Genomic DNA, 26,291 nt, shown 5'->3' with positions numbered 1-26,291 from the left:
CACAGCCAGCAGGAGGCGCAGGCAGAATATGTCATTCGAACACCCCAATAGCAAGGGTCAGAATATTCGCGATGTCGAACGGGCCATCATGGCGCGTCCCGCTGAGCATGACAGCCCCAATCTGGACTTGGACAGGATGGGTATGATGCTGGACCTGCTGGGCCACCCTGAGCACAGCTTCCGGGTCATCCATGTCACCGGGACCAATGGCAAGGGATCCACCGCGCGGATGGCCGAGGCTCTGGTGAGGGCCTACGGTCTGCGCACCGGGCTCTATACATCGCCCCACCTGGAGCGGATCAATGAGCGGATCGCCATCGACGGCAAGGAGCTCTCAGACGAGGACTTCGTAGACCTTTACCAGCAGATCGAGGATTTCATCGCCATGGTGGACGACCGCTTCGCTCAGAAGGGCAGGGCTCCCATGAGCTTCTTCGAGGTCCTGACCGCCATGGCTGTCTGGGCCTTCGCTGATGCCCCCGTGGATGTGGCCATTGTCGAGGTGGGGATGGGCGGCCGCTGGGATGCCACCAACGTCCTCGATGGCGATGCCTCCATCATCGGGCCGGTGGACATGGACCACATGCAGTGGCTCGGGGATACGGTCGAGCAGATAGCAGGGGAGAAGGCCGGGATTATCAAGCCCAAGTCCACGGTCATCGTCGGCGCCCAGCCTCATGAGGATGCCGTCATGCCCATCATCGAGCAGGCTGTGCGCGAGCAGGGTGCCCCCACCCTGCTGAGGGACGGCAACGAGCTGGAGGTGGTCTCCCGCATGCCCGCAGTGGGTGGTCAGGTGGCCACCTTGCGCACACCCCAGGGGCTCTACAAGGATGTGCCCATCGACAAGTTCGGGGAGCACCAGGCCCACAACGCCTTGGCAGCCCTGGCGGCAGCCGAGACGGTCATCCCCATCAATGGGGCCCTGGACCAGGATCTGGTGGCCGAGGCCTTAAGCCAGGTGCGCATTCCTGGACGGATCGAACAGGTACGTACCTCGCCCACCATCATCATCGATGGCGGACACAACTTGAATGCGGCCCAGTCCCTGCGTGCGGCCATCGAGGAGAACTACGACTTCAAGCAGCTGGTGGGCGTGATCTCCATGATGGCCGACAAACAGGTGGAGGACTATCTGGGCATACTGGAGCCCGTGCTGGACAGCGTCGTGGTAACCGAGAACTCTTGGAAGGGCCGGGTCATGCCGGCCGAGGATTTGGAGCGGGTCGCCGTACGAGTCTTCGGAACCGACAGGGTGGTTCGGCGCGATCGGATGCCCGATGCCATCCAGACGGCCGTCGACATGGTCGACAGCGAGGATCAGACCGGCGTGGGCTATGGCCGTGGGGTGCTGATCTGTGGCAGCTTCGTCACCGCCGGCGATGCCCGCACCCTGCTGGCCGAGCGTCCCAACCCCGATCTGGCCAAGCCTAAGGCGGAGCGCGCCTGATGTATCTCAAGGAGCTGACCCTCAAGGGCTTTAAGTCCTTCGCCTCGGCTACCACCCTGCGCTTCGAGCCGGGCATCACCGCTGTGGTGGGCCCCAACGGATCAGGCAAATCCAACATAGTCGACGCTTTGGCTTGGGTCATGGGCGAGCAGGGGGCCAAAAGCCTGCGCGGCGGATCCATGGAGGACGTCATCTTCGCAGGCACCTCCTCCAGGCCGCCGCTGGGCCGGGCGCAGGTCACCCTGACCATCGACAACACCGACCGGACCTTGGACATCGACTACACCGAGGTCACCATCAGCCGGACCATCTACCGCAACGGCGGGTCCGAATACGCCATCAACGGTTCCGACTGCCGCCTGCTTGACATCCAGGAGCTGCTCAGCGACACCGGGCTGGGCCAGCAGATGCACGTGATCGTCGGCCAGGGGCGGCTGGATGCCATCCTGCGGGCTGATCCCGCCGGCCATCGGGCTTTCATCGAGGAGGCGGCCGGCATCCTCAAGCACCGCAAGCGCAAGGAACGGGCCCTGCACAAGCTGGCCAACACCGAGGCCAACCTTTCCCGTCTGGATGATCTGATTGGCGAGATTCATCGGCAGTTGGGACCGCTGGGTCGCCAGGCCAAGGTCTCCCGCCGGGCAGACATGATCCAGGTCAGTCTGCGGGACGCCCAGGCCCGTATCCATGCCGATGATGCTCTGACTTCGCAGAAAAAGCTGGAGGATCTGCGTTCGCAGATGGTTGAGACCCGGGGGCGGCTGGCCAGGGGACAGGAGGACCTGACCAGGGTCAAGCTGCGCATCGAACAGTTGGAGGGGCTGGATAGGCAGTCCAGTCCGGCCCTGGATGCGGTCAACCAGCAGTGGAACGACCTGACCAAGCTCGGTGAGCGTGCCGGGTCCCTGGCATCCCTGGCCAGGGAGCGCAGCCGTTCGCTGGAGGCGGGCATGGTGGCCGATCAGGGTCAGGATCCTGGGGTGCTCAGGCGGCGGGCTGACGAGCTCAAGGGCCAGGCTGATCAGGAGGAGGGCCAGGTCGGAGCCGACCGGATCGCCCTGGATGGCTGCGTTCAAGCCCGTGCGGATCTGGAGCGGCGGCTGGCCGCTCACCGGCAGACCATGACCGAGCTGCGGCAGGCTGCCAGGAAGCGACAGGCTCGGCTTGGTGACCTGGCGCAGCTGGTGGCCAAGGAGGAATCGGCCCTGGAACTTTCCAGGCAGCGTGAGCGCGACCTGACCCGCCAGCAGGGTCAGGTCAGGGAAGGCCTGGAGCGTGCTAGAAACCGGGTGCGGGATCTGGATAATCAGGAGGAAAACCCTGAGCAGGACGGCAGACAGGCCCTGGATCAGGCGGGTCAGGTCAGGGACCAGGCCCGCAGCAGACTCAACGATCTTCAGGAGCGGGAACGTCGAATTCAGTCCGATGCCATCTCTGCTCAGGCCAAGGCTGATGCCTTGGCGGACACGCTGGACCATCGCGGCGCCGGCGAGGCCCTGTCCCAGGCCGGGGATCCGGCCCTGCTGGGCCTGCTGACCGACTTCGTCCGAGTAGAGGATGGCTGGGAGGAGCCCCTGGCCCAGGCCCTGCATGACTATGCCTCGGCCCTGGTGGCCAAGGATGAGCAGACGGTCGATCGAACCCTGGAGCGGGCCCGCCAGGATCGCTTGGGACGCGCCGCGCTGATCTCGGCATCAGGCCCGATCAAGGGTGCAGGCGTAAGGCATGGTGACGGCCCCTGGCGGTCGGCCGCCGACCTAGTGACCCTGCGGGAACATCCTGCCGATCCTGACCGGGCCCAGGGGGTGCTGGATGCTGTCCGCAGTCTGCTGGCCTCTACAGCTGCCGTCAATGACGGTGATCAGGCCCGTCATGCCCTGGAGGACGGATGGCAACAGGCGCTGACTCGCCTGGGCGACCTCTACGACCGGGTAGGCGCCGTAGGTGGATCCGCTCCAGCCACCAGCGACTTGGCGCTGACCGCGCGTAGGGATAAGGCCCTGGCGCAGGTGGAGGCCCTCCAGGAGGAATCCAAAACACTGCAGCCCCAGATGGAAGCGGCACGTGCCGTCCTTGAGCAGGCAGAGCAGAAGCTTCAGGAGGCGCGCAACCAGTGCACTGAGGCCCGGGTCAAGGCTGAGCAGGCCGCCCGGGATCTGGCGGCAGCCCGCAAGGAGTCTGATCGAGCCCAGGCCGGAGTCAAGGATCTGGATGACCGGCTGGCACAGGTGCGCGACCAGGTGCGTACCCACGAACTCAAACTGGAAGATCTCAAGGCCGGCCTGGCTCGTGCCCAGGAAAACGGGGAATCTGACTCTGATGACCCGGAGGGCATGGAAGACCGGCAGCATGAATTGGAGACGGCTCTGGACCAGGCCCGCACTGCCGAGATGGAAGCCAAGCTGACCTGGACCGAGAGCGACCGGCGGCATGCCTCCCTGCTGCGTCAGATCGATCTGCTGCGGGATCAGGCCGAGCAGGCCGAACGCCATCGTCAGCGAATAGGTGAGGAGAATCGTCAGCGCAAGGCTGGCATGGCTTCCCTGGGACTGATCGCTTTCAGGGCAGACCTGCTGGCCCAGCTGATCAAGGAGAGGATGGAGCGTGCTGTCCGCCGCCGGGATCAGCTCAGGGCCAAGGCCTCGGCCCATGACAAGGAACTGACAGATCTGCGTGCCAGCAGGGACGCTCTGGAACCCAAGGTGGCCGGTCTGCGCCAGGATGAGCACGGTCTGGACCTGGAGCGGGAGCGTCTGGCAGGTGAAGGCGGCCGTCTGCGTCAGCGCATCCAGGATGACCTGGGCATGGAGCCGGAGGAACTGATCCGCGAATATGGCCCCGACCGTCCGGTTCCTGTTCTGGATGACGAGGGCAACCCGGTGCCCCTGGACCAGGAGGGGATGGGCGAAGATGGGGATTTGCCAGCTTTCAAAACAGTGCCCTACCGGCGCGGTGAGCAGGAGAAACGGCTGGCCAAGGCCAAGCGGGACCTGGCCGCCCTAGGCAAGGTCAACCCGCTGGCCACCGAGGAATACGAGGCTCTAGAGTCCCGCAACCGCTACTTGCACGAGCAGCGTCAGGATGTAATAGGCTCACGGGATGACCTGATGGCCTTGGTCAAGGATCTGGATTCGACCATGGTCACAGTCTTCAAGGAGGCCTTCGACGACACCGCCCAGGCCTTCGAGCGTATCTTCTCTACCCTCTTCCCAGGCGGGCGCGGTCGACTGCGGCTGGAGGATCCGGACGACCTGCTGACCACCGGCGTTCTGGTCGAGGCCAGCCCGGCCGGCAAGAGGGTCCGCAGGTTATCCCTGCTTTCGGGTGGAGAGCGGTCGCTGACGGCCCTGGCCCTGCTTTTGGCCATCTTTACGGCCCGGCCCAGCCCCTTCTATGTCATGGACGAGGTCGAGGCCGCCCTGGACGACGTCAACCTGACCAGGCTGCTCAAGGCCTTCGAGCAGCTGCGGGAGCATGCCCAGCTGATCATCATCACCCATCAGCAGCGGACCATGGGCATCGCTGACGCTCTCTATGGGGTCACCATGCGTGGCGATGGGGTGACGGCCGTCATCTCCCAGCGGCTGAACGATCCGGATCGTTCAGGTCGCGAAGAGTCCGAACCCGATCAAGGTTGACCTGTGCCGGGACCGCCTGAGAGTCCACGATGGGCCGCTGCGGCATGGCGGGATCCCTCTCTGCCCTGTATGACCGGCTGGAATTCTTTGATCTATTTGAAACCACCTGCCAGGTGGTCGTGCGTCCTGTTCTGCCACGGGGCATCGGATTCCCGTCTTAGGGGCTTGTCGGGATAGTCATCCCTGGGCTGTTCCGGTGGCTCCCAGATTGTAGCTTTTCGTACCCAGCAGGCGAGCTACCACATGGTCGTCGCCCTCATAGGGCACGTGGCTGCCGTCCTTCTTGATCCAGCGTTCCTCGCCTTTGCCGATGACCAGGGTGACGCGTAAACGGTCCCTTGGCTGGCCTGGATCACCTACGGCCTGCTTGATGGCCTGGGTCCTGTCCGGCTCGATGCTGACATCCAGGTTCGGGTTGGTCACGAAGCCCAGCATCTGCTGGTCCACCTGGTCCGAGCTCTCTCCGTCCTCATCGTCGGCGGTCAGGATCAGCCGATCGACACGGTCCTGGGCGGCGCTGACGATGCCCTCCCTGCGATCGATGGCCTTGCCGCCAGCGGAACCGGAAACCAGAGTAATCAGGGGTTTACGCTCGCCGTAGCGCTCATCTACAAAATTCAGAAGCGCTGTGACCGAGGCCTTGTTGTGGGCGTAGTCGACGTAAACCACCCGGTTGTCGGCCTTGAAGCGTTCCATCCTGCCGGCGATTCTGACGTTCCCCATGGCCTGGATGGCTCCGGAATCAGGCTCCAGACCTAGACGGGTCAGCATGGCCAGGGCGGCGGCCGCGTTCAAGGCGTTGAAATCCCCGTCCATGGACAGACTGACCGGTCGCAGGGCTCCGTCGGAGGGCCCTACCAGGTAGTCGTCGCCCTCACCGGGAGCCTTGCGGACCAGGAAGTCGGCCTGTCGAGTTCCATCGCCGAAGGTGGTCACTGGAACTCCGGCGGCGCGGGCATCCTGACGGATCAGGTCGGCTCCGCGCGTATCGGCTCCCAGGACCAGCTGCCGGCTGTTGTAGGTTATGCGGCGCTTGCAGTAGAAATAGTCCTCAAAACTGGGATGCTCGATGGGGCTGATGTGGTCTGGGGAGATGTTCAGGAATGCCCCCAGATCGAAGGTCAACCCGTAGACCCGATCCACCTTGTAGGCCTGGGAGGAGACCTCCATGACCATGTAGCGCATGCCTGCATCCACCGCATGGCGCATCATGCGGAAGAGGTCCAGCGACTCGGGAGTGGTCAGCTGGGATTCCTGGTAGTGTCGGCCGTCCAGGCAGTTGTCCACCGAGGAGAGCAAGGCGGCGCGGCCCCCGGAGAGCCTGGAGAGCATGGCCTGCAGGAAGTAGGCAGTGGTGGTCTTGCCCTTGGTGCCGGTGATTCCCACCAGGGTCAGCCGGTCCTGGGGGCGGCCATAGAAGGCTGAGGCCAGCAGGCTCATGGATTTGCGCACGTCGTTGACGATGATCCCCGGAGCTTTGGTGTGTGCGGACAGGTCCTGCTGGGCCACGTAGGCCGCCGGTCCTTCCGGGCCGCAGGAATCCAGATATTCAGGCAGGAAGTGTCCCTTGCAGAAAAGCAGGCTGCCAGGTCCCGCCTGACGGGTGTCGTAGGTGACATCGGTGAAGGGCCTGGATGGCTGGATATCCTCGGGCGAATCCAAAGTCCACCGGTCGCCTCGGATCACCTCGCGCAGCTGATCATGCTCGTGCAGTAGCTCCAAGGTCGAAGCCATCGTCAGCGCCATGCCGTTTTCCCCCTTGTCCGTTGGGTTGTGCCTGTCCCGATAGGAGATCTGACCGAGACCAGACCCAAGTCTATAACCCCGTTGAGGCCGAAGAAGGTGGGTCCGGCGACCCTTTGACTGAATGGTCAAATGCGGGTAGCCGCTTATCTTGATCACTCCTTGCTCTGTATTTCCAGGCAGAGGCCTGTGGGCATCAGGGCCGGGGTCAGAGCCAGTTGTCAGTGACCGGTCGACGCCCTTGTGAGATCAGGTGCTGGTTGAACTGGTCCCGCCACTTGGCCTGTGCCTGCCGCTGCCAGTCCATAAGGGAGTCCATGGTGATTCGGGCCACCTGGGGGAAGAGGGTGGTCATTGGTTTAATCAAATCCACTGCCGCCACCGTATCCGCCGTGGCATTGTGGAAGTTGCCATGGGGGATGACGCCGTAGTACTCGCTGGTCATTCCTAGGGTGCGGCGGCCCGACCGGTGGGAGATCTCTCTGTCCAGGACCAGAGGGTCCACCACCAGCAGATCCCCCTCGCTCAGGGGCTTGACTGACCCTGCGCACCAGTGGGCGATGTCCCCGTCCAGCATCTGCACGTCGAAGGGGGCGTTGTAGGCCAGCAGGGGGATGCGCTTGTTCTGGGCACAGGCGATGAATCCGGCCATCTGCTCGGTGGCCAGCTCAGGCTCCATGCCCTCGGTGGCCAGCTGATCATCGGTGAACCCGTTGACCCTGCTGGCCCCCTTGCTGATATGCCGGTGCGGATTGACTATCCAGGTGGCTACCACATCCCCTGCGTAGCCCTTAGTCGGGTCGCGCAGAACCAGACTGGCCGAAACAATGCCGTCTTTGCCTGGTTTGGTGCCCGTGGTCTCGGTGTCGAACCCCAGAAGCCAGGAGTCCCCTAGGCGTGTCGACCCCTCCTGTTGCGGGGCCGACTGAAGCGCCTGCTCCATGCTTGTGTACTCGGTGTTTTCCATAAGCGTGATTTCTCCTCAGTCTTTATGGTAACCGAGGAGCGACCGGCCCGCGACCGGGTCGGAACCGCGACGGGCGAGGGGGGATGGCACAATAGGGGTGTGGCAGATACCAGCAAACTCGAAAGCAGAAAACGTCAATTCGAGGCCCTGGCCATGCCTGCGGTGGATGTGCTTTACCGACAGGCCATGCGCCTAACCAACAACCCCGACGATGCCCAGGATCTGGTTCAGGACACTTTCGAGCGCGGATTCAAGGCCTTCGACCGCTTCCAGCCCGGCAGCAATTTCGAGGCCTGGATGACCACCATCGAGCGCAACGCCTACTTCAATCAGTACCACAAGGCCAAGCGGCGTCCGCAAAGGGCCAACGACTCGACTGGCGAGTACAACGACTGGGATATTTATTCGGCATCGGAGCACGGGTCCGAAGGGCTCAAATCCGCTGAGCAGGAATACATGGAGACCTTCGCCCCCGAGGAGATCATGGCCGCGCTGAATCGGCTCAGTCCGGAACGCCGGCGGGTCTTCATCGACGCTGCCATCGATGGCAAGAGCTACCAACAGGTCGCCGACGAGGAGGGCATCAAGATCGGCACAGTCATGAGCCGACTGAACCGTGCACGCTCGCAGCTACGCCAGGAGCTGGAGCGGTATGCCAAGGAGCGTGGCTACCAGCAGGAGCGCGGGGCCGCAGGCAAGCCCTCAGCGGAACACCATGGACCTGTTGAGGTCAGGCCTAGTATAAAAAAAGAGATCAGCAGCAAGGGGCATTGAGGGCCCCCGAAGATCGGGTATCAGGAAGTGGGCAGGAGCATGGACGGACGCGTGGAGATGAGTCACTACGCATACGATGACGGCGGCTCTGTCAGGGTGACCCACACCAGCCTTCGCATCTACCAGGATGCCTCCTGCGTTGACCCCAGCGACTGCTTCGATCCGGATTCCTGCTGCGACGAGCGGGAGCGCATGGTCATCGAGGAGCTGCGCCGGTACCTGCGTCCAGAATGTGCACCGGACTGTCTGCTGGACCGGCTCAGGCACATGTTCGATCAGATGGATGAACTGGAGCAGGGGACCACGGAACGCACTGCGGACAAGTAGATTCAGTTAGGTAAATCTCGTCGATTCCTTGGCAGTACGACGGTTCTATCCGACTGTTCAGGCTATTGCAGGGATCATGGTCATGTCTATGCAACCATGGTTTTTTTTTTTATGTATATATGCAAAACCCCGGCACCGTTGGTGCCGGGGCAGACAATCAGGTGTTCGGCCTCTTGCCGTGATTGGCGGCCTTCTTGCGGCGATCCCTGCGCTTGCGTCCGCGCATGCCCATGATTGGACTCCTTTGCTACTGATGAACCTATAAGCCTTGCCGATTATCGCACACCGGGCTGACCTTTGTCGACCAACCAGGCTGGTCAGACCTCTTGTGCCCGGTAACCCACCTGGGTGGTATAGACAGCTGCAGGCTGCAGAATGACCAGATTCCGACCAGTTCTGAAGGCGTTAGCGTAGGCGGTCATGGGCTCCACGGCAACACCGGCCGGGCGCATGCCCGCGTCAAAGCCGGTTCCAGTGCAGACCTGCCATGAGGTGATGGTCTCATCGCCCCAGAGCTGAATGCGTATGCCGTCCGGCCGGGTGAACCAGGCCGAACAGGTGCCGTCGTCGTCCCGCTCCACATCAGTCCAGGCATCGTCGAAGTCCGCATCCTCACCCAGCGCAGGGCCCTGGCGCAGATCTGTTCGCCCTTGGACGGGTTCGGTACCGGTGGGCAGCAGCCTGTCGGGATCGACCACCACGTGGGTACGGCAGGGAATGGACAGGGTGCAGGGGGCGTTGTCTTTCTGAATCTGGTCACCGACGCCCTGTTTGCCGTTGGCTAGCCAGGGGTGGATGCCGAAGGCCCAAGGCGCAGCCTCGTCGCCTAGGTTCAGAGCACGGGTGGTCATGGTCAGCCCCTGGTCGTCCAGGGTGTAGGTGACGGTAACCACCACGTCGAAGGGGTATCCGCCCATGTCTGGCACCCGCCAGGAGAGGCTGACGGAGTCCTCGGTCAGGGCTTGCAGCCGCCAGTAGGCCCGGTATCCGTAGCCGTGAATGGCGGTGTTCCGGTCATGCTCGTCGATGGGCAGGGTGTAGGTGTGGCTCTGAAATTCGTAGGTGCCATCCTCGATCCGGTTGGGGAAGGGTACCAGCACGTTCCCGTTGCTACATGGTACGGTTTCATCCGGGTCAAATGAGGCCAGCAGGCCTTTTCCCCGGTATTTCAGGACACGCAGGATGGCTCCCAGCTCGGTCACCACCGCCTCATAGTCCCCATGACGGATGCTGTACTGCTGTCCTGTCCGGGGCACGGCCCCGCCCATCATCTCGTTCGTATGCATGCTCCCACTTCCATAGTGCCGTTGATGCTTGGTACGCCACCATCCTAGCGCCTGGGCGGTCTTGGCTTCTTGGTGAAAGAGTGGCGAATGGACTATCGGGGGCCGCTCTGGCTTTCTACCATGGATTTGCAGCGTCCGGAACCGTCCGGATTGATATCGATAAGGAGCGGCAGTGGCAGGATTTCGGACCACCGTGTGCGAACAGCCGATCCCGCAGGGGCATGGCCGGGTCATCCTTGCTGATCCGCGCGGGTTCTGCGCGGGGGTGGACCGTGCCATTCAGACTGTGCAGACCATCCTGGATGCAGACAACCCCCACCAAGGTCTGCCACCGGTCTATGTGCGTCGGCAGATAGTCCACAACCGGCATGTGGTTGAGGACCTGTCCCGGCGTGGGGCCGTGTTCGTGGATGAGTTGGACCAGATTCCCGACCAGGCCGTCCGCGCCGGGGTTCCCGTGGTCTTCTCGGCCCATGGCATCGCCCCCTCGGTCGTCAAGGAGGCCCAGCGGCGGGGGATGCGCGTGGTCGATGCCTCATGCCCGCTGGTCAGCAAGGTCCACCGGGAGGTCCAGCGTTTCGTTCGGGACGGCTACTCGATCATTTACATAGGCCACCGGGGGCACGACGAGGCTATTGGAGTCATGGGGGAGGCACCTGACCGGGTTCATCTGGTGGAGCATGAGGCCGATATCGAGGCTTTGGATTTCGGACCGGACACGCCTCTGGTCATGCTGACTCAGACCACACTGAGCCTGGATGAGACCGCCGATCTGGCTGCGGCCCTGCGTCGACGCTTCCCCTGGATAGAGGAGCCGCCGGGTTCCGACATCTGCTACGCCACCCAGAACAGGCAACAGGCGGTCAAGCTGGTGGCCGGTCAGGCGGACTGCATGATTGTGGTGGGGTCGGCCAACTCCTCCAATTCAGTTCGTCTGGTTGAGGTGGCCCGTCAGGCCCTGGCTGCGCGCTTTCCTGGTCAGGGTGAGCAGAGGGCTCACCGGGTCGACGATGCGGGTGAACTGGACCCGACCTGGCTGCAGGGCATGGATTCGGTAGGGCTCACCTCGGGCGCTTCAGTTCCTGAAAACCTGGTTCAGGGGGTACTGGAGACCCTGGCATCCCGAGGATTCACCCGGGTAACCCGAGAACGAGCAGTCGACGAGCACATGCACTTCGTCCTGCCTGCTGCCCTGCGCTCAACACGCGTGTCCAGGAAGATTCCACAGCCGCAGGGCTGAGCCCAAGCCGCTAAAATCTCTCAGTCAACGGCTAGAGGCGCGGTCTTGGCCTTGAGAACCCGTATCAAATCCCTCGGGTCCAGACCCAGGCTGATGCCGCGCTTGCCGCCGGAGACCATAATGGTGTCGAACTCCAGGGCACCTTGGTCCAGCACGGTCAAGTGTTGGGTGCGTTGGCCGAAGGGCGAGATGCCGCCCAAGACATATCCGCTCTCCCGCTCGGCCTGGGCCTTGTCGGCCATACGAGCCTTTTTGGCACCCACGGCAGCGGCCAGGTGCTTGAGGTTCAGATGGCCGGTCACCGGAACAATGCCGATGACCCGCTCCTTACCCGTGTCGGCCATCAGGGTCTTGTAGACCGTGCGCGGATCCAGGCCCAGTTTTTTGGCAGCCTCGATGCCGTACCCCTGGTCCATGTGGTCAGCATTGTGATGATACTCGTGGACGGTGAAGGGAACCCCTAGACGCTCCAGCTGGGCCATGGCCGGAGTCGCGGCATCCGAGTCTGCCCGCTTCTTCTTGCTCATGACTCCATGCTAAGGTACTGACCGTTTGCGTAGGCTTAGGGGTGTCTTTGGTGCGATCTCGCGGAAAGGGTAGTCCATGACCGCTGTCAATGCCTGGCTGCTCGATGCGGTGACGGGCGGATGGGGTCTGGCTGTGCTTTTTCTGGCCGCCTTTCTGGATGCGCTGATCATTCCCATACCTACGGAGCTTATGGTCCTGGCCACGGCTTCGGCCTTTCGAGCCTCGGGGCGACCCCTTCCCATCCTGGTCTTTCTGGTTTGCGCCCTGGCCTTTGCGGGCGGAGATGCCTGTACCTATGGGCTGGGGCGACTTGTCCCGTTGAATCGTCTGGCCGTCTTTCGAGGTGCAGCAGGCAAGACTGTGACATCATGGGCCCACCGGGCGCTACTGCAGGGAGGCGGCTTCTTCACACTAGCCTCGCGGTTCGTGCCTTCGGGCCGGACCGTGGTAAATCTGACTGCAGGGGCGGCGCGGTATCCGTTGAGCCGTTATCTGCCCTTGGCTGCACTGGCTGGTCTGCTCTGGTCCATGTATATGTGGACCTTGGGGTATCTGGCCGCCTCTTGGCTGGAAAACAACCCTCTGGCCGTCATGGCCATCGGGTTTCTGGTGGGCATGGTCGTAGGCCTGGTCTGCGACTTGGCCATGCGGGCGCTCACCCGGAGGCGCTGATTATAAGCAAGAGGTCCGCCCCCGAAGGGAACGGACCCCGAAATCGCCATGGCCAGAGGAACCGGCCGGATGCTCAGTCGCCCAACTTGGCGAAGTAGAGCAGGGTGCGGATCATGTTGCTGGTGAAGCCGTACTCGTTGTCATAGAAGGCAACGGTGCGAACCAGCTGGTCGTCACCATAGGTGTTGACATCAGTCTGCGTGGGGTCGAAGATGCCACCGTGGGTGTCGCCGATCACGTCGGAGGAGACGATGCCCTCGTCGTTGTAGCCGAAGTAGTCCTTGCCTTCGAAGGCCTTCTTGGCGGCGTTGTTGATCTCGTCGACGGTGACCTTCTTGTCCAGGACGCAGGTCAGCTCGGTGACGGAGCCGGAGGGAACGGCCACACGCTGTGCATGGCCCTGCAGCTTGCCGTCAACGGAGGGAACGACCTTGCCGATGGCCTTGGCGGCACCGGTGGAGTGCTCAATGGTGTTGATGGCAGCGGCGCGGGTGTTGCGTGGCTTGTTGCCCTTGGGGCCGTCCAGCAGCATCTGGGAGCCGGTGTAGGCGTGAATGGTGGTCATGTAGCCAATGCGGATGCCGAAGTTGTCATCCAACATCTTGACCATGGCGGCCAGGGAGCCGGTGGTGCAGGAGCCGGCGGAGATGATCTTGTCGGAGGGCTTCAGGGTCTCCTGGTTGACGCCATAGACCACGGTAGGAGTGGTGTCGTCCTTGGCTGGGGCGGAAATCAGAACCTTCTTGGCTCCGGCGTTCAGGTGGGCCTGGGACTTCTCGGCCGAGGTGTAGAAGCCGGTGCACTCCAGCACGTAGTCCACGCCGTCGTTCTTGACCCAGGGGATGTTGTTGGCATCCTTCTCGGCGTAGACCGGGTACTCCTTGCCGTCCACTACAATGGCAGTGTCGGTGGAGGTGACCGAGACAGGGGTGCCATCGTCGTGACGGAAGGTGCCCTGGGTGCTGTCGTACTTGAGCAGATAGGCCAGAATGGCCGGGGTGGTCAGATCGTTGATGGCGGCAACCTCGATGTTGGAGGCGTCGCCGCCACGGGCCTGGAGCTCAAAGATGCGCCGGAAGGCCAGACGACCGATACGTCCGAATCCGTTGATGCCAATCTTTACTGTCATTCAATTCTCCCTTGGAGATTGGCCGTATACAGCACAAAAATTACCGGACCGTATATGGCCGATTACTGATAACATCTCATAGTTTATAGAACCCTATGTACTTAAAGCAAGCGATTACGCGGGTTGTGCCGAGGAAAAAACGAACAAAAAAATTGGTAGGTTTTGTTGTTTGTTTGCGCAACAAAACGATCAGGAATTGTGAGAATTTTCGTTCGTATTGGCCAGCCAATCCTCCCACTGCTGCTGACGGAATCCGACCAGGACATGCCGGCCATCCAGCAGAATGGGACGCTTGACCAGCATACCGTCGGTGGACAGCAGCTGCAGAGCCTGCTCCGTGTCCATCTGCGGCAGGCGTTTGCTCAACCCCTGACTGCGATAAGCCTGACCTGAGGTGTTGAAGAATCGCCGGACGGGCAGGCCGCTCATGTCCAACCAAGCGGTCAGTTCATCCTGAGTGGGGCGGTCCTCCTTGATGTCGCGCTCGGTGAAGTCCACATTGTGGTCACGCAGCCAGGTGCGGGCCTTGGCGCAGGTGGTGCAGCGGCTGTAGCAGATGAAGAGCGGGTGCTCGGCTGTCGGGGTCGTTAGCTGCTTGGTTGATGATGCTGTCATAGATTGTTCCTTTCCACGTGGGGTTTCAAGTCAAAAGAGGGCTCAGGCCAGACGACGGGAGGGTCGGGTCTCCAAGGGGCCCAGGTCGGCCTCGGGTTCCAGACTGGTGCTCCAGACCGGCTCGGGCGCTGATGTGGGGTAGGTGACGAACACTGTTCCCTGCTTCAGTGCTATGTGGGCCGGTCTGCTGGGCAGGAACTCGTTGCTGACACCGGTGACCTGCTGGTTGGTCATGGTCATGCCGTCCGTCTGGTATTTGAGGCCCTGCTCGACCACACCCAGAGCCTGGTCGTCGGCCGCCAGGACGGAGACCATGGACTTGGGCGGGCAGTCCCAGGCCGGAAAGTCCAGGCTTCCGGGTCCAAGAGCCGTGACCAGCATTCCCTGGCCCCAGAGTTCGGCCCGGCCACCGCGGGCAGCAATCAGATGGATCAGATTCAGATTCGCCAGCGTGTGGTCCATACGCCCGCCCAGACCTCCATATATAAGGAATCGTCGGCAACCCCGCTGCCAGCCTACCTTGACTGCGGCCAGCAGGTCGGTGTCGTCCTTTTCAGCAGGCAGGACACGGCGCGGGATGTCTGTGCGCAGCTTTCGGCTGCCAGCGGGCAGGGAGTCGAAGTCGCCTACGACCAGGTCGGGTTCGTCACCGTGCTCCAGAGCCGGCTCCATTCCTCCATCCGCTGCTATGACCAAAGCTTGTTCGCCGCGTGCTGTCTCTTCACCGAAGTACTGTCCGGCACCCCAGATTCGGCAGAGCGGTGCTTGGCCTGTGCGGTCCGACTGACCGTCATCCTGCATAAGATTCTTCTTTCTGCGCTCGCCCATTGGACGCACACTCATCATCCCAGACCAACCAGACGGATCAGGAAGAGCAGCCACCCTTGCACCAGGGCCATGTAGGTCAGGGTGCCGCAGGCGATGCTGACCATCATGTTTCGCCAGCGCAGGTGGACCAGGGCTGTGACCAGCAGAGCCAGGGCCTCGTAGAGCCCGTGGTCGCCTCCGACCAGGTTGGTGTGCCTCAACGAATAGACCACCAGCAGTCCCATGACGGCGGCTGGCAGCAGACGTCCCAGCCTGGTCACCAGGGCCGGTGGCCGACGTCCCTCCGGCCAAATTATGAAGGGCAGGAATCTGGTGGCCATGGTTCCCAGGACCACAATGCCTATGGTGATCAGTTGCTGTGCAGTGGTCATGAGGCCTCCCTTTGGCTGCGGAAGTCCAAGAGGATGAAGACGGCCAGGATGACCGCCATGGACGGGATGATGAACCGGTCAGGTCCAAAGACCAGCAGACAGGCCAAGGAGGCCAGCAGACCGATCAGGGCCGGCACGCGGGCCTCGGCCTGCCGCCACTGCTCCAGGAAGAGCACCAGGAACATGGCGGTCAGCACGAAATCCAGCCCCCGGGTGTCGAAGTTCGCCATGTTGCCCAGCACAGCGCCCAGCGTGGCACCGCCCACCCAGTAGATTTGATTGAGCAGTGTGACGAAGAAGAGGTACCAGCCCTTGTCGGTTCCGGCCGGGTGAGGATCGGAGGACTCGAGGGCGAAGGTCTCATCGCACATGCCGAAGATCAGGTAGGGTTTCTTCCGGCCCGTCCCTCGAAAGACCGGCAGCATGGCCAGGCCATAGAAGAGGTGGCGTGCATTGACCATCAGGGTCAGCATCAACGCGCCCCAGGGATTGAAGGTGGACAAGAGCAGGTCCACGGTCACGAACTCCATGGATCCGGCGTAGATCAGGGCACTCATGGCCAGTGGGTAGATCACCGGGAATCCGTGGCTGGTCATCAGGAAGCCGTAGGAGATCCCCAGCACCAAGAATCCGGCCATGATGGGTAGGGTCCGTGGGAAGGCCGCAGCCAGAGAACCCAGGATGGTCCCGGAGGACCTCGCGTCTTCGTCAGCGTCTTCCTGCGCTCGCTGCATGACCCGCCTCCTGACTTCGATTTGGAGATGGTCATATGATAATCGCCTCTTGCGCCGCAAGGACAGACTGGTCGACAATGTGAGAAGGCTGTCAAGAGGCTGGAAGGACGGAATAGCGGCTCTGCGGATCTGGTTGAACCTAGCGATAGACACCGGTATGTGAGGAGGAATCATGGACAAGAACAAGATTTCGACCAACAACCCGGCTACGGTCGTCCTGGCCGGGGGATGCTTCTGGGGCATCGAGCGGTTCTTCCAAGAGGTGGACGGGATCATCGACACTCAGGTGGGATACGCCCAGTCCACAGTGCCCAACCCCAGTTATGAGCAGGTCTGCAGCGGTGTCACCGACGCTGTGGAGAGCGTGCGGTTGACCTATGATCCCCAGACGGTCAGTCTGCGGACCCTGACCCTGCTTCTGCTGGATCTGATCGACCCCTTCTCGGTGGATCGGCAGGGCAATGACCGGGGCAGGCAGTACCGCAGCGGCCTCTACTGGGATTCCGAGCATCGCGAGCAGGAAGAGCCTGTCTTCCGTCGCGCTCTGGAGGAGCTGGAGCGCAGGACCGGCCGTCAGCCCGCTGTGCAGGTGGAGGCCTTGATCAACTTCTATCCGGCGGAGGAGTCCCACCAGGACTACCTGCTCAAGAACCCCGGCGGATACTGCCACATTCCCCTGGAGGCCATCGCCAACGCCGCCTCCCGCCAGCGCTACATCGAGCGCATCTGGTCCCTGGACCCTGAAAGCTACGAGGTCACTCAGCACTCGGCCACCGAACGGCCCTTCGCCAACGCCTACGATGGGGAATTCCGCCCGGGCATCTATGTGGACGTGGTCAGCGGGCAGCCACTCTTCTCCTCGGCGGACAAGTACGACTCGGGTTGTGGCTGGCCGGCATTCACCAAGCCCATAGATCCCGACCTGCTGGTCAACCGCAAGGACTACAAGCTGCTGGGTCGTCCTCGGATCGAGGTGCGGACGGCACAGACCGGAATCCATTTGGGACACGTCTTCGACGACGGCCCGGCTGACCGTGGCGGGCAGCGCTATTGCATGAACTCCGCCGCCCTGCGGTTCGTTCCGCGGGACCGGATGGAGGAGGAGGGTTACGGAGACTACCTGCCCCTGGTGGACGGAGCAACCGCCTGACTAGGCCCGGTCCTAAGGGTTGTGTTATACTGCTACTCGGCTTGAGAAATCAAGAAAGCGGATGATCCCACCTGGGAGCCTTCCATGGCTTCGGGTTCGACCCGCGCCGGTGACGGTTGACCGTCAGTATTACGGTGCAGGCATTGACGGTTTCGTTGCTATACGGCTGCGACGGTCATGTTCGAAACCTATGGGTTCTTCGCCGGGCAGTGGATGTTGTGGTATTTGAGAAGGAGTCATCATTAGCGACGAACCAAGGATTAACGACGATATACGAGTGTCTCAGGTACGCCTGATCGGGCCCAACGGCGAGCAGGTGGGAATCATTGCGACCTCCGTCGCCCTCAACCTGGCCAAGGAGGCCAACCTTGACCTGGTCGAGGTTGCGCCCAAGGCCAAGCCTCCGGTCGCCAAGCTCATTGATTACGGCAAGTTCAAATACAACGAGAAGATCAAGGCTCGTGAGGCGCGCCGCAACCAGAGTATGTCGGAGATCAAGGAGATCCGCTTCAGATTGAAGATCGACGACCACGACTTCGAGGTCAAGGAAGGGCATGTGCGTCGCTTCCTGTCCGCCGGAGACAAGGTCAAGGTCACCATCATGCTGCGTGGGCGCGAGCAGTCACGGCCCATCGGCGGCGTGGAGCTCCTGCGCAAGCTGGCTGATGACGTCGCGGATCTGGGCTCCATCGAGTTTGCCCCCAAGCAGGAGGGGCGCAACATCATTATGACCCTGTCACCCAAGGGCAAGAAGGTCCATACCCAGTCCGAGCAGCGTCGGCGGGGCGGACAGGCCCGTGCCGAGCGCAAGGCCCGTCAGGCGGCCCATCTGGCTGCCAAGGCCGATGAAAAAGAGACTGCGGGCTCCAATAACAATACTTCTCCCAAGCAGATGAAATCCAAGGAGGGCAGCAATGCCGAAGATGAAAAGTAACTCCGCCGCATCCAAGCGCGTCCGGACCACGGGTTCGGGCAAGCTCATGCACGCCGGGACCGGTATGCGCCACAATCTGGAGCACAAGTCGGCCAAGAAGCGTCGCCACCTGTCCACTGACGAGGTGCTCGCTCCGACCCAGTCCAAGAACATGAAGAGGATGCTGGCCCGCTGAGCGGGTGCTGTCGCGTCGAGTGAGATTTTAGAAAGCTGAGGAATATTTATGGCACGAGTCAAGCGGGCAGTCAACGCGCATAAGAAGCGTCGGGTCGTCCTGGAGCGGGCGTCAGGCTACCGTGGCCAGCGCTCCCGTCTCTACCGCAAGGCCAAGGAGCAGCTGCTCCATTCATATACATACAACTTCCGGGACCGCAAGGCTCGCAAGGGCGACTTCCGCAAGCTGTGGATCCAGCGCATCAACGCCGGATGCCGCGCCCAGGGAATCACCTACAACCGCTTCATCCAGGGTCTGCGCCTGGCCGGGATCGAGCTGGACCGCCGTGCCCTGGCCGACCTGGTCGTCAACGACATCGACACCTTCAACGCCATCGTGGCTGAGGCCAAGAAGGCCCTGCCTGCCGACGTAAATGCTCCGGTCGCTGCCTGATCAGCGGACCTGAACACTGTATTGCAAGAACCTCGCCTTTCGCGGGGTTCATTGCATATTTGACCATTCCTCAGGGGAACGGTAAGTTGATTGACGACAATGATGCCGGGAGCCGCCATGAACGATAACCACAGCCTAGACGCGTCGGCTGTCCCGGCAGAATCAGCAGGTCAAGCCGGTCCATCATCTCGCAGCGGTACATCCATACTGGCCAGAATTAATCAGCCGCGCCCCATCCTTCGGTCGCGGATCTTTCTTTATGTGACGGAGTTCTTTTCTGGCATGGCCGTCATGGCCGCAGAGCTGGGGGCCTCCCGCCTGCTGGCTCCTTACTTCTCGTCCTCCCAGATCGTATGGACCATCATCATCGGGACCATCATGATCGCTTTGGCCCTGGGTGCCGTCGTCGGCGGCCGCTGGGCCGATAGAAACCCCGACCCGGACAGACTCTACCTGTGCATTATGGCTGCAGCCGTCTGGATTGCCCTGATTCCCCTGGTCGGCAAGTATCTGATCATCCTGGTTTCGGGACTGCTGATCGTGGCCGTTTCCACCAACTTCCTGGTCCTGGCGGCCTTTATCTCCTGCCTGATCATCTTTGTTCCGCCCCTCTTCCTCCTGGGCACCATCACCCCGGGCCTGGTCAAGAGCGCCACCGACTCCCTGGACGACAACGCCTCGGTGGTCGGCCGGCTCAGCGCCTGCAATACCGTGGGATCCATCCTGGGCACCTTCCTGCCCACCTTTGTGACCATCCCGGCCGTGGGGACCTTCGTCACCTTCCTGATCTTCTCCGGAATACTGCTCCTAGTGGCCTTGATCTACTTTCTTTCCTCCCACGTGCATCGCCTGGCCTGCTTCATGGCCACGGTGGCCTTTGTCATCTCGGCCGCCCTGTCGCCGATGACGGGGTTCGCCTTCTGGGAGAAGGGCCTGGCATATGAGGGCGAGTCCATCTACAACTACCTGCAGGTCAAAACCCTGGCGGATAGAACCATCCTTTCCACCAACGTCCTCTTCGGCGTCCAGTCGGTGACCATGAAGCACCCCGGGATGACCGGGATGTACTACGACACGGCTTTGGCGGCGCCGCTCATGGCCAATCAGGCCCGCTCGGCCCTGATCCTGGGCATGGGGACCGGGACCTACGCCCGGCAGCTGAAGCGGTACTATCCGCGGATGGCCATCCAGGGGGTGGAGATCGACCAGTCCATCAGCAACCTGGCCATCAAGTATTTCGACCAGCCAGCTGATATTCCGGTTTCCACCTATGACGGTCGAGCCTGGCTGGCGGCCAGTCGCCAGTGCTACGACCTGATCATGGTCGACGCCTATCAGGACATCACCATACCCTTTCAGATGAGCTCCACCGAGTTCTTTAGCCTGGTCAGGAACCACCTGAATCCTGGCGGGGTCATGGTGGTCAACATGAACATGATCGACGACGGTCAGGGGTCCATCAATGCAGCCCTGACCAATACCATCACCAGGGTCTTCGGCTCCGATGCCATCCTGACCGCCGATGTGCCCCAGACCACCAACCGCGAGCTCTTTGCACGTCGCCCCGCTTCCGAGGATTTTTCGGGAGCAGGAGGGGATAAGAGGGAGGCCATGAGGGACTATCCTGGTTCCGACCTGCTGGCGGAGGCCGCTGCCAGGGTCAGCCCTGATCCAGACCTGTCCGAGATGATGAAGCAGGTCAGCTCCCGCCTGAACACGGTTGAGGAAGTAAATGGGAGGGTATTGACTGATGACAATGCGCCAGTGGAGCTGCTTGGTATGCACGCCATTGACGGAATCATCAGCAGGGAGGCCGGCCCCTATCGACGGATCCTTCAGCAAGAGGGGATTCAAGGACTGATCCGGGATGTTTCCTGAGATGCCGCCGCAATCCCAGGCACGTTGGAAGTACGGGAACAGGGGAGTGGAGCGTTAGAATATGCCCTAAAGACCAGCACTGATGAAGAGAACCGGAGGTTAAGCAGTAGTGGACGGTGATCATCAGGAGGGGCTGACTGCATTGCTGGATCAGTTCCTGGCTTACACCGGTCTGGAGCGGGGTCTTGCCACCGCCACGGTCAAGGCTTATAAGTCCGATCTGACTATGTACATCAACTGGTTGTCCGGCCACGGCATCACCAGCATGGGGCAGATCCAAACCGCCGATGTGGAGGGTTTTCTGGCCCATCTGGCCGACGAGAGTCCAGCCAGCCGCTCACGGAGGATGGCCGCCGTCCATGAGTGGCACCGGTTCGCTCTCAAGCAGGGAGTGACCGACCAGGATGTTTCTCGTACGGTCAAGGCTCCCAAGGGCACCTCGGCCCTGCCGGATGTGTTGGACGTGGACCAGGTGACCCGGTTGCTGGATGCGGCTGTGATGGGCGGGTCCAAGGATCCAGTGGTCCTGCGGGACAAGGCCCTGCTTGAGTTCATGTACGCAACCGGCTGCCGGGTCTCGGAGGCCGTCGGCACGGATCTGGAGGACATGGACCTGGACGAGCGGGTGGTCCGTCTGACCGGCAAGGGCGACAAGCAGCGTCTAGTGCCTATAGGTTCCTACGCTTGCCAGGCCATGGAGGCCTACCTGAATCTGGGACGGGCCAGCCTGTGTGATCGAGCCACCAAGAGCAGGGAGCTGAGGGCAGTCTTCCTTAACAAGCGGGGCAAGCGGCTGACCAGGCAGACCGTCTGGCAGGTGGTCAGGGACGCCGGTCGCCGGGCGGGCCTGAACAGACCTCTGCATCCCCACACCCTGCGGCACTCTTTCGCCACTCATCTGTTGGAGGGAGGCGCCGATGTGCGTTCGGTCCAGGAGCTGCTGGGCCATGCCTCGGTGACCACGACACAGATTTACACACACGTCAGTCCCCAGGCCCTTATGGAGACCTACCAGACGGCCCATCCCCGTGCCCGCTGACCCGCCAACCCGCGAATGCGGGTGGAAACTTGATAGGGTAGAGGCATGCCTACGGATTTGTTAGGGCGCGAGTATGAGACGTTCGCTGCCCCGGAGCCTTTGAAACAGCACGGCCCGGCCCGTGTCCTCGCCATGTGCAACCAGAAGGGCGGTGTGGGCAAGACCACCTCATCAATCAACATCGCTGGGGCCATGTGCCAGTATGGGCGAAGGGTGCTGATCGTGGACTTCGACCCCCAGGGTGCAGCCACTGTGGGTCTGGGCATCAATGCCAACAGCGTGGACAACACCATTTACACTGCCATGTTCGACCCGTCACTGGATGTTCACGAGGTAGTCAGGCACACCCGTTTTGACGGGCTGGACATCATCCCGGCCAATATTGATCTGTCGGCCGCCGAGATTCAGCTGGTTACCGAGGTCGGTAGGGAACAGGCTCTGGCAGCCACCATCCGGCCCCTGCGGCAGGAGTATGATGCCATCATCATCGACTGTCAGCCCTCGCTTGGACTGCTGACCGTCAATGCGTTGACTGCCGCGGACGGGGTCATCATTCCCGTGGCGGCCGAGTTCTTCGCCCTGCGCGGCGTGGCACTGCTCATGCAATCCATTGAGAAGGTCCGTAGCCGCATCAATCCTGACCTGCAGGTTTACGGTGTTCTGGTCACCATGTACACCAAGACCCTGCATTCGGACGAGGTGCTTCAGCGTATCTACGAGGCCTTCAGGGGCAAGGTCCTGCACTCCATCATCAGCCGGTCCATCAAGCTGCCCGACGCCACGGTGGCCGGTGAGCCCATCACTATGTTCGCACCCGAGCACAAGACCGCCAAGGAGTATCGGGAGGTTGCCCGGGAGCTGATCGCCCGCGGCATCGTGGCGTGAGCGGATCAGCGGACGGCTTCGCCGTCGACCTGGATGTCTACCAGGGGCCCTTCGACCTGCTGCTGGGCATGCTGGCCAACCGAAAGCTCTCCCTGACGGAGGTTTCGCTGGCCTCCATCACTGGGGAGTTTCTGGACTACGTACGCACACTGGACTTCAGTCAGGGTCTGGATCAGGCCAGCGCCTTCCTGGACGTGGCCTCTGTTCTGGTAGAGGCCAAGAGCGCTGCCCTCCTGCCTGTGGAGGACGAATCCATGCGTGACCAGGCCTCCATGGATGCCCTTCGTGAGCGTGACCTGCTCTTCGCCAGACTTCTGCAGTACAGGGCCTTCAAGCAGGCTGGACAGGACTTTCGAGCCAGGCTGGCCGCCAACTCGGGCCGCTACCCGCATCCCGGCCATCTGGAGCCCCAGCTGGCCCATCTGCTGCCTGATCTGGTCTGGACCCTGGAGCCAGAGGATCTGGCCCTGCTCTGTGCCAATGCCCTGGTCAACGCTCCGGCCTCCCAGGTCCGTCTGGACCAGTTGCACGTGCCCCTGGTCGACCTGAACAAGGAGGCCGACCAGGTTCGCCAGGCCCTGCTGGCGCAGCCCGGTCAGCCTGTGGCTTTCGCCGACCTGGTCGCCTCCTCCAAGGGCCGGGCGCAGGTGGTGGCCCGATTCCTGGCTGTGCTGATTTTCTTTAGGCAGGAGCTGATCCAGTACCGTCAGGATGGCCCCTACCAACCGCTCTATCTGCGCTGGGTTGGGTCTATCCAGGAGCCGGAAACGGCCTTGATCAGTGAGGGGGACTTCGCATGAGCCAATCCTCGGCTCCCGATACCCGTCCCGAATATGTGGACTTCGACGTGCAGGACTTTCCCGGCGGGCTGGCCGCCTGTCTGGAGGCTATTTTGGTGGCCACGGATCGGCCGCTGACTGCAGAGGACTTCTCCCGGGTGTTGGCCGTGGATCCGGGTCCAGTCAATACTGCCCTGGAATCGCTGGCCGAATCCTATAGCGACCGAGGATTCGAACTGCGTCGGACCGCCCGAGGCTGGCAGCTGACCAGCCGGGCCGTCTACCAGCCCGTGGTGGCGGCTTTCGTCAAGGATGGTCAGACGGCCAGACTTTCCCAGGCGGCCCTGGAGGCCCTGGCCATCGTGGCCTACCGCCAGCCCATGACCCGTGCCCAGGTGGGCCAGATTCGCGGGGTCAGCTCAGACGGGGTCATCCGGGCCCTGCTGGTGCGTGGCTTGGTCCGGGAGGAGGGCCTGGATGAGCAGACCCATGCCGCGCTGCTGGTTACCACCGACCTCTTCCTTGAACGGATGGGCCTGCAATCCTTGGAGGATCTGCCCTCCCTGGCCCCCTTCCTGCCCGATGAGGACTCGGCTCTGGCCCAAGCACGCCAGGAGCTGTCTGGGCAGCCCGAATCCCCGGATCCTGCCTAGGGTTCTCCCCAGGGCGAGGGGGAGTGAACGCCTGTCACACAAAGCGGTTACACTTGTCTCTGTTTGTCCAATTCCTGGACCACGCCAGCCGGCAGCTAGGCCGGTGGGGGCATGGATAGCATTCACGAGAATGAGGTTTTGATGGCGGTACGCGGCGATATACGAAATGTGGCGATTGTGGCACACGTTGACCACGGCAAGACCACCCTGGTCAACGCCATGTTGCAGCAGTCGCACGTCTTCTCCGAGCGGGAGGAGGTGCCCGACCGGGTCATGGACTCCAACGACCTGGAGAAGGAGAAGGGCATCACCATCCTGGCCAAGAACACCGCCGTCAAGTACACGGGCCCCCTGGCAGCCAAGCTGGGCGAGCCTGACGGCATCACCATCAACGTGGTGGACACCCCTGGCCACGCCGACTTTGGCGGCGAGGTGGAGCGTGGCATCTCCATGGTCGACGGCGTAGTCCTGCTGGTGGATGCCTCCGAGGGACCCCTGCCTCAGACCCGCTTCGTCCTGCGCAAGGCCCTGGAGGCCAAGCTGCCTGTCATCCTGGTCATCAACAAGACCGACCGGCCCGATGCCCGTATCTCCGAGGTGGTCTCCGAGTCCACCGATCTGCTCCTGGGCCTGGCCCAGGACGTGAGCGAGGAGGGAGTGGACCTGGATCTGGATTCCCTCCTGGACCTGCCGGTCATCTACTGCGCTGCCAAGGCTGGTAAGGCGTCCGTCAACCAGCCGGCCGACGGCGCTGTGCCAGACAACGACGATCTGGAGCCTCTCTTCGAGGCCATCCTGAATAACATCCCCGCCCCGGAGTATGAGGAAGGCGCCCCCCTGCAGGCCCATGTGACCAACATTGACGCGTCCGATTATTTGGGCCGTCTGGGTCTGGTACGCATCTATAACGGCACCCTGACCAAGGGCCGCCAGTACGGCCTGTCGCGTGTGGACGGATCCATTGAGAACTTCAAGCTGACTGAGATCCTGCGCACCAAGGGCCTGCAGCGCTCCCCAGTGGACGAGGCCGGCCCCGGCGACATCGTGGCTGTGGCCGGTGTTGAGGACATCATGATCGGCGAGACCATCGTCGACCAGGACGATCCCCGCCCCCTGCCTCTGATTCACGTTGACGACCCGGCTGTCTCCATGACCTTCGGCACCAACGACTCGCCGCTGGCCGGCACTGAGGGCAAGGACCATAAGCTGACCGCCCGCATGCTCAAGGATCGTCTGGATCGCGAGCTGATCGGCAACGTCTCCATCAAGGTGCTGCCCACCGATCGGCCCGACGCCTGGGAGGTTCAGGGCCGTGGCGAGCTGGCCCTGGCCATTCTGGCCGAGCAGATGCGCCGCGAGGGCTACGAGCTGACCGTAGGCCGTCCTCAGGTGGTCACCAAGACTGTGGACGGCAAGATTCAGGAGCCCATGGAGTCCGACACCATCGACGTGCCTGAGGAATACATGGGCGCAGTCACCCAGCTCATGGCCGATCGCAAGGGTCGCATGGAGACCATGACCAACCACGGCTCCGGCTGGGTCAGGATGCAGTTCACCGTGCCCTCCCGTGGCCTCCTGGGCTTTCGCACCGCCCTGCTGACCGCCACCCGCGGCACCGGCATCTCCTCGTCGATCTCCGCCGGCTACGCCCCCTGGGCAGGTGACATCAAGACCCGGCAGAACGGATCCATGGTTTCCGACCGCTCCGGCAAGGCCAGCCCCTATGCCATGCAGAAGCTCCAGGCCCGCGGTGAATTTTTCGTCAAGCCGCAGTCGCCCGTCTACGAGGGGCAGATCGTGGGGATCAACAACAAGCCTGGCGACCTGGACATCAACATCACCTTGGAGAAGCACATGACCAACATGCGTTCCTCCACCGCCGACGTGCTGGAGACCCTGACTCCGCCCATCGACATGAGCCTGGAGGAGTCTTTGGACTTCGCCAACGATGACGAGTGCGTGGAGGTGACACCCGAGTCCATCCGCGTGCGCAAGATCATCCTGGACAGGGATGCCTGGTATAAGTGGAACGCCCGTCAGCGCAGGGCCAACAACAAGTAAACC

At 62.2% G+C, this 26,291-nt stretch carries 26 protein-coding genes; 16 read left to right on the top strand and 10 right to left on the bottom strand.

The genetic code is table 11. The annotated features are described in order from the left end of the window. Positions 1-28: 28 nt before the first annotated feature. Positions 29-1,450, top strand: coding sequence for a bifunctional folylpolyglutamate synthase/dihydrofolate synthase (locus H3T93_RS03555; RefSeq protein ID WP_144176836.1), 1,422 nt, complete (start codon positions 29-31; stop codon positions 1,448-1,450). Then, positions 1,450-5,088 (top strand): chromosome segregation protein SMC, encoded by a 3,639-nt coding sequence (smc, locus tag H3T93_RS03550; RefSeq protein WP_144176837.1) that lies wholly within the window; start codon positions 1,450-1,452, stop codon positions 5,086-5,088. Before H3T93_RS03555 ends, smc begins: the two co-directional genes overlap by 1 nt. Positions 5,089-5,265: 177 nt before the next feature. Here smc and H3T93_RS03545 read toward each other — a convergent pair whose 3' ends face one another. Both H3T93_RS03545 and H3T93_RS03540 read right to left on the bottom strand, forming a co-directional pair. Beyond that, a complete protein-coding gene (locus H3T93_RS03545) occupies positions 5,266-6,834 on the bottom strand; it encodes a Mur ligase family protein (RefSeq protein WP_144176839.1) in 1,569 nt (522 codons plus the stop codon). 205 nt (positions 6,835-7,039) lie between these two features. Then, on the bottom strand, positions 7,040-7,798 hold the full coding sequence (locus tag H3T93_RS03540; protein WP_144176841.1) for an exonuclease domain-containing protein: 759 nt from the start codon (positions 7,796-7,798) through the stop codon (positions 7,040-7,042). 153 nt (positions 7,799-7,951) lie between these two features. On the opposite strand from H3T93_RS03540, the gene H3T93_RS03535 reads away from it, so the two are divergent. Together H3T93_RS03535 and H3T93_RS03530 are read left to right on the top strand one after the other, a co-directional pair. Then, a complete protein-coding gene (locus tag H3T93_RS03535) occupies positions 7,952-8,572 on the top strand; it encodes a sigma-70 family RNA polymerase sigma factor (protein ID WP_121913754.1) in 621 nt (206 codons plus the stop codon). A gap of 39 nt (positions 8,573-8,611) precedes the next feature. Next, positions 8,612-8,899, top strand: coding sequence for a hypothetical protein (locus H3T93_RS03530; RefSeq protein WP_232348604.1), 288 nt, complete (start codon positions 8,612-8,614; stop codon positions 8,897-8,899). A 157-nt stretch (positions 8,900-9,056) separates the two neighbouring features. On the opposite strand, the gene H3T93_RS09310 is transcribed toward H3T93_RS03530, so the two are convergent. Further along, entirely contained in the window at positions 9,057-9,131 is a 75-nt protein-coding gene (locus H3T93_RS09310) for a 50S ribosomal protein bL37 (RefSeq protein ID WP_099327425.1), read from the bottom strand. A gap of 85 nt (positions 9,132-9,216) precedes the next feature. Then, positions 9,217-10,185, bottom strand: a complete 969-nt coding sequence (locus H3T93_RS03525; protein ID WP_144176843.1) for an aldose 1-epimerase family protein — start codon at positions 10,183-10,185, stop codon at positions 9,217-9,219. Between the two features lie 172 nt (positions 10,186-10,357). Between H3T93_RS03525 and H3T93_RS03520 the strand changes: the two genes are divergently transcribed. Further along, positions 10,358-11,425 carry a 4-hydroxy-3-methylbut-2-enyl diphosphate reductase gene (locus H3T93_RS03520; protein ID WP_144176845.1) on the top strand — a complete coding sequence of 356 codons (1,068 nt, stop codon included), beginning with the start codon at positions 10,358-10,360 and terminating at the stop codon, positions 11,423-11,425. A gap of 20 nt (positions 11,426-11,445) precedes the next feature. Here H3T93_RS03520 and ybaK read toward each other — a convergent pair whose 3' ends face one another. Beyond that, entirely contained in the window at positions 11,446-11,952 is a 507-nt protein-coding gene (ybaK, locus tag H3T93_RS03515) for a Cys-tRNA(Pro) deacylase (protein WP_144176847.1), read from the bottom strand. A 76-nt stretch (positions 11,953-12,028) separates the two neighbouring features. Here ybaK and H3T93_RS03510 point away from each other — a divergent pair, with 76 nt between their 5' ends. Next, positions 12,029-12,625, top strand: a complete 597-nt coding sequence (locus H3T93_RS03510) for a DedA family protein (RefSeq protein ID WP_110425079.1) — start codon at positions 12,029-12,031, stop codon at positions 12,623-12,625. 73 nt (positions 12,626-12,698) lie between these two features. Here H3T93_RS03510 and gap read toward each other — a convergent pair whose 3' ends face one another. The 5 genes from gap to H3T93_RS03485 all read right to left on the bottom strand — a co-directional run bounded on the left by gap (position 12,699) and on the right by H3T93_RS03485 (position 16,302). Further along, positions 12,699-13,754: a type I glyceraldehyde-3-phosphate dehydrogenase gene (gene gap / locus H3T93_RS03505; RefSeq protein WP_110425080.1), complete on the bottom strand. Its 1,056-nt coding sequence runs from the start codon at positions 13,752-13,754 to the stop codon at positions 12,699-12,701. Positions 13,755-13,943: 189 nt separating this feature from the next. Continuing rightward, positions 13,944-14,369 (bottom strand): arsenate reductase family protein, encoded by a 426-nt coding sequence (locus H3T93_RS03500; protein ID WP_144176849.1) that lies wholly within the window; start codon positions 14,367-14,369, stop codon positions 13,944-13,946. Positions 14,370-14,411: 42 nt separating this feature from the next. Continuing rightward, a complete protein-coding gene (locus tag H3T93_RS03495) occupies positions 14,412-15,197 on the bottom strand; it encodes a thiamine diphosphokinase (RefSeq protein ID WP_186363870.1) in 786 nt (261 codons plus the stop codon). 14 nt (positions 15,198-15,211) lie between these two features. Further along, positions 15,212-15,568, bottom strand: a complete 357-nt coding sequence (locus tag H3T93_RS03490; protein WP_110425083.1) for a branched-chain amino acid transporter permease — start codon at positions 15,566-15,568, stop codon at positions 15,212-15,214. Then, positions 15,565-16,302, bottom strand: a complete 738-nt coding sequence (locus tag H3T93_RS03485; RefSeq protein ID WP_144176853.1) for an AzlC family ABC transporter permease — start codon at positions 16,300-16,302, stop codon at positions 15,565-15,567. Before H3T93_RS03485 ends, H3T93_RS03490 begins: the two co-directional genes overlap by 4 nt. A gap of 172 nt (positions 16,303-16,474) precedes the next feature. Between H3T93_RS03485 and msrB the strand changes: the two genes are divergently transcribed. The 10 genes from msrB to typA all read left to right on the top strand — a co-directional run bounded on the left by msrB (position 16,475) and on the right by typA (position 26,288). After that, positions 16,475-17,452, top strand: coding sequence for a peptide-methionine (R)-S-oxide reductase MsrB (gene msrB, locus H3T93_RS03480; RefSeq protein ID WP_144176855.1), 978 nt, complete (start codon positions 16,475-16,477; stop codon positions 17,450-17,452). A 238-nt stretch (positions 17,453-17,690) separates the two neighbouring features. Beyond that, positions 17,691-18,386, top strand: a complete 696-nt coding sequence (gene infC, locus H3T93_RS03475; RefSeq protein WP_082097735.1) for a translation initiation factor IF-3 — start codon at positions 17,691-17,693, stop codon at positions 18,384-18,386. After that, complete coding sequence (rpmI, locus tag H3T93_RS03470; RefSeq protein ID WP_015021617.1) at positions 18,367-18,561, top strand: 50S ribosomal protein L35; 195 nt, start codon at positions 18,367-18,369, stop codon at positions 18,559-18,561. Before infC ends, rpmI begins: the two co-directional genes overlap by 20 nt. A 48-nt stretch (positions 18,562-18,609) precedes the next feature. Further along, a complete protein-coding gene (rplT, locus tag H3T93_RS03465; protein ID WP_015021618.1) occupies positions 18,610-18,993 on the top strand; it encodes a 50S ribosomal protein L20 in 384 nt (127 codons plus the stop codon). Positions 18,994-19,284: 291 nt separating this feature from the next. Then, on the top strand, positions 19,285-20,871 hold the full coding sequence (locus H3T93_RS03460) for a spermidine synthase (RefSeq protein ID WP_144177564.1): 1,587 nt from the start codon (positions 19,285-19,287) through the stop codon (positions 20,869-20,871). Positions 20,872-20,980: 109 nt separating this feature from the next. After that, positions 20,981-21,910, top strand: a complete 930-nt coding sequence (gene xerD, locus H3T93_RS03455; RefSeq protein ID WP_144176857.1) for a site-specific tyrosine recombinase XerD — start codon at positions 20,981-20,983, stop codon at positions 21,908-21,910. A gap of 45 nt (positions 21,911-21,955) precedes the next feature. Then, complete coding sequence (locus H3T93_RS03450; protein WP_046322744.1) at positions 21,956-22,795, top strand: ParA family protein; 840 nt, start codon at positions 21,956-21,958, stop codon at positions 22,793-22,795. Then, on the top strand, positions 22,792-23,595 hold the full coding sequence (locus tag H3T93_RS03445; protein ID WP_144176859.1) for a segregation and condensation protein A: 804 nt from the start codon (positions 22,792-22,794) through the stop codon (positions 23,593-23,595). The genes H3T93_RS03450 and H3T93_RS03445 overlap by 4 nt, the downstream gene beginning before the upstream one ends. Then, the gene (scpB, locus tag H3T93_RS03440; protein WP_144176862.1) at positions 23,592-24,227 is read left to right on the top strand and encodes an SMC-Scp complex subunit ScpB; all 636 of its coding nucleotides are present in this window, start codon (positions 23,592-23,594) and stop codon (positions 24,225-24,227) included. The genes H3T93_RS03445 and scpB overlap by 4 nt, the downstream gene beginning before the upstream one ends. A gap of 141 nt (positions 24,228-24,368) precedes the next feature. Continuing rightward, positions 24,369-26,288 (top strand): translational GTPase TypA, encoded by a 1,920-nt coding sequence (gene typA, locus H3T93_RS03435; RefSeq protein ID WP_046322747.1) that lies wholly within the window; start codon positions 24,369-24,371, stop codon positions 26,286-26,288. Positions 26,289-26,291: the final 3 nt, after the last annotated feature.

This window comes from Bifidobacterium sp. M0404 (genome assembly GCF_016101415.1).
Lineage (GTDB): Bacteria > Actinomycetota > Actinomycetes > Actinomycetales > Bifidobacteriaceae > Bombiscardovia > Bombiscardovia polysaccharolytica.
Note: the sequence above shows the minus strand (reverse complement) of the source record. Positions and strands in the feature narration are given on the sequence as shown.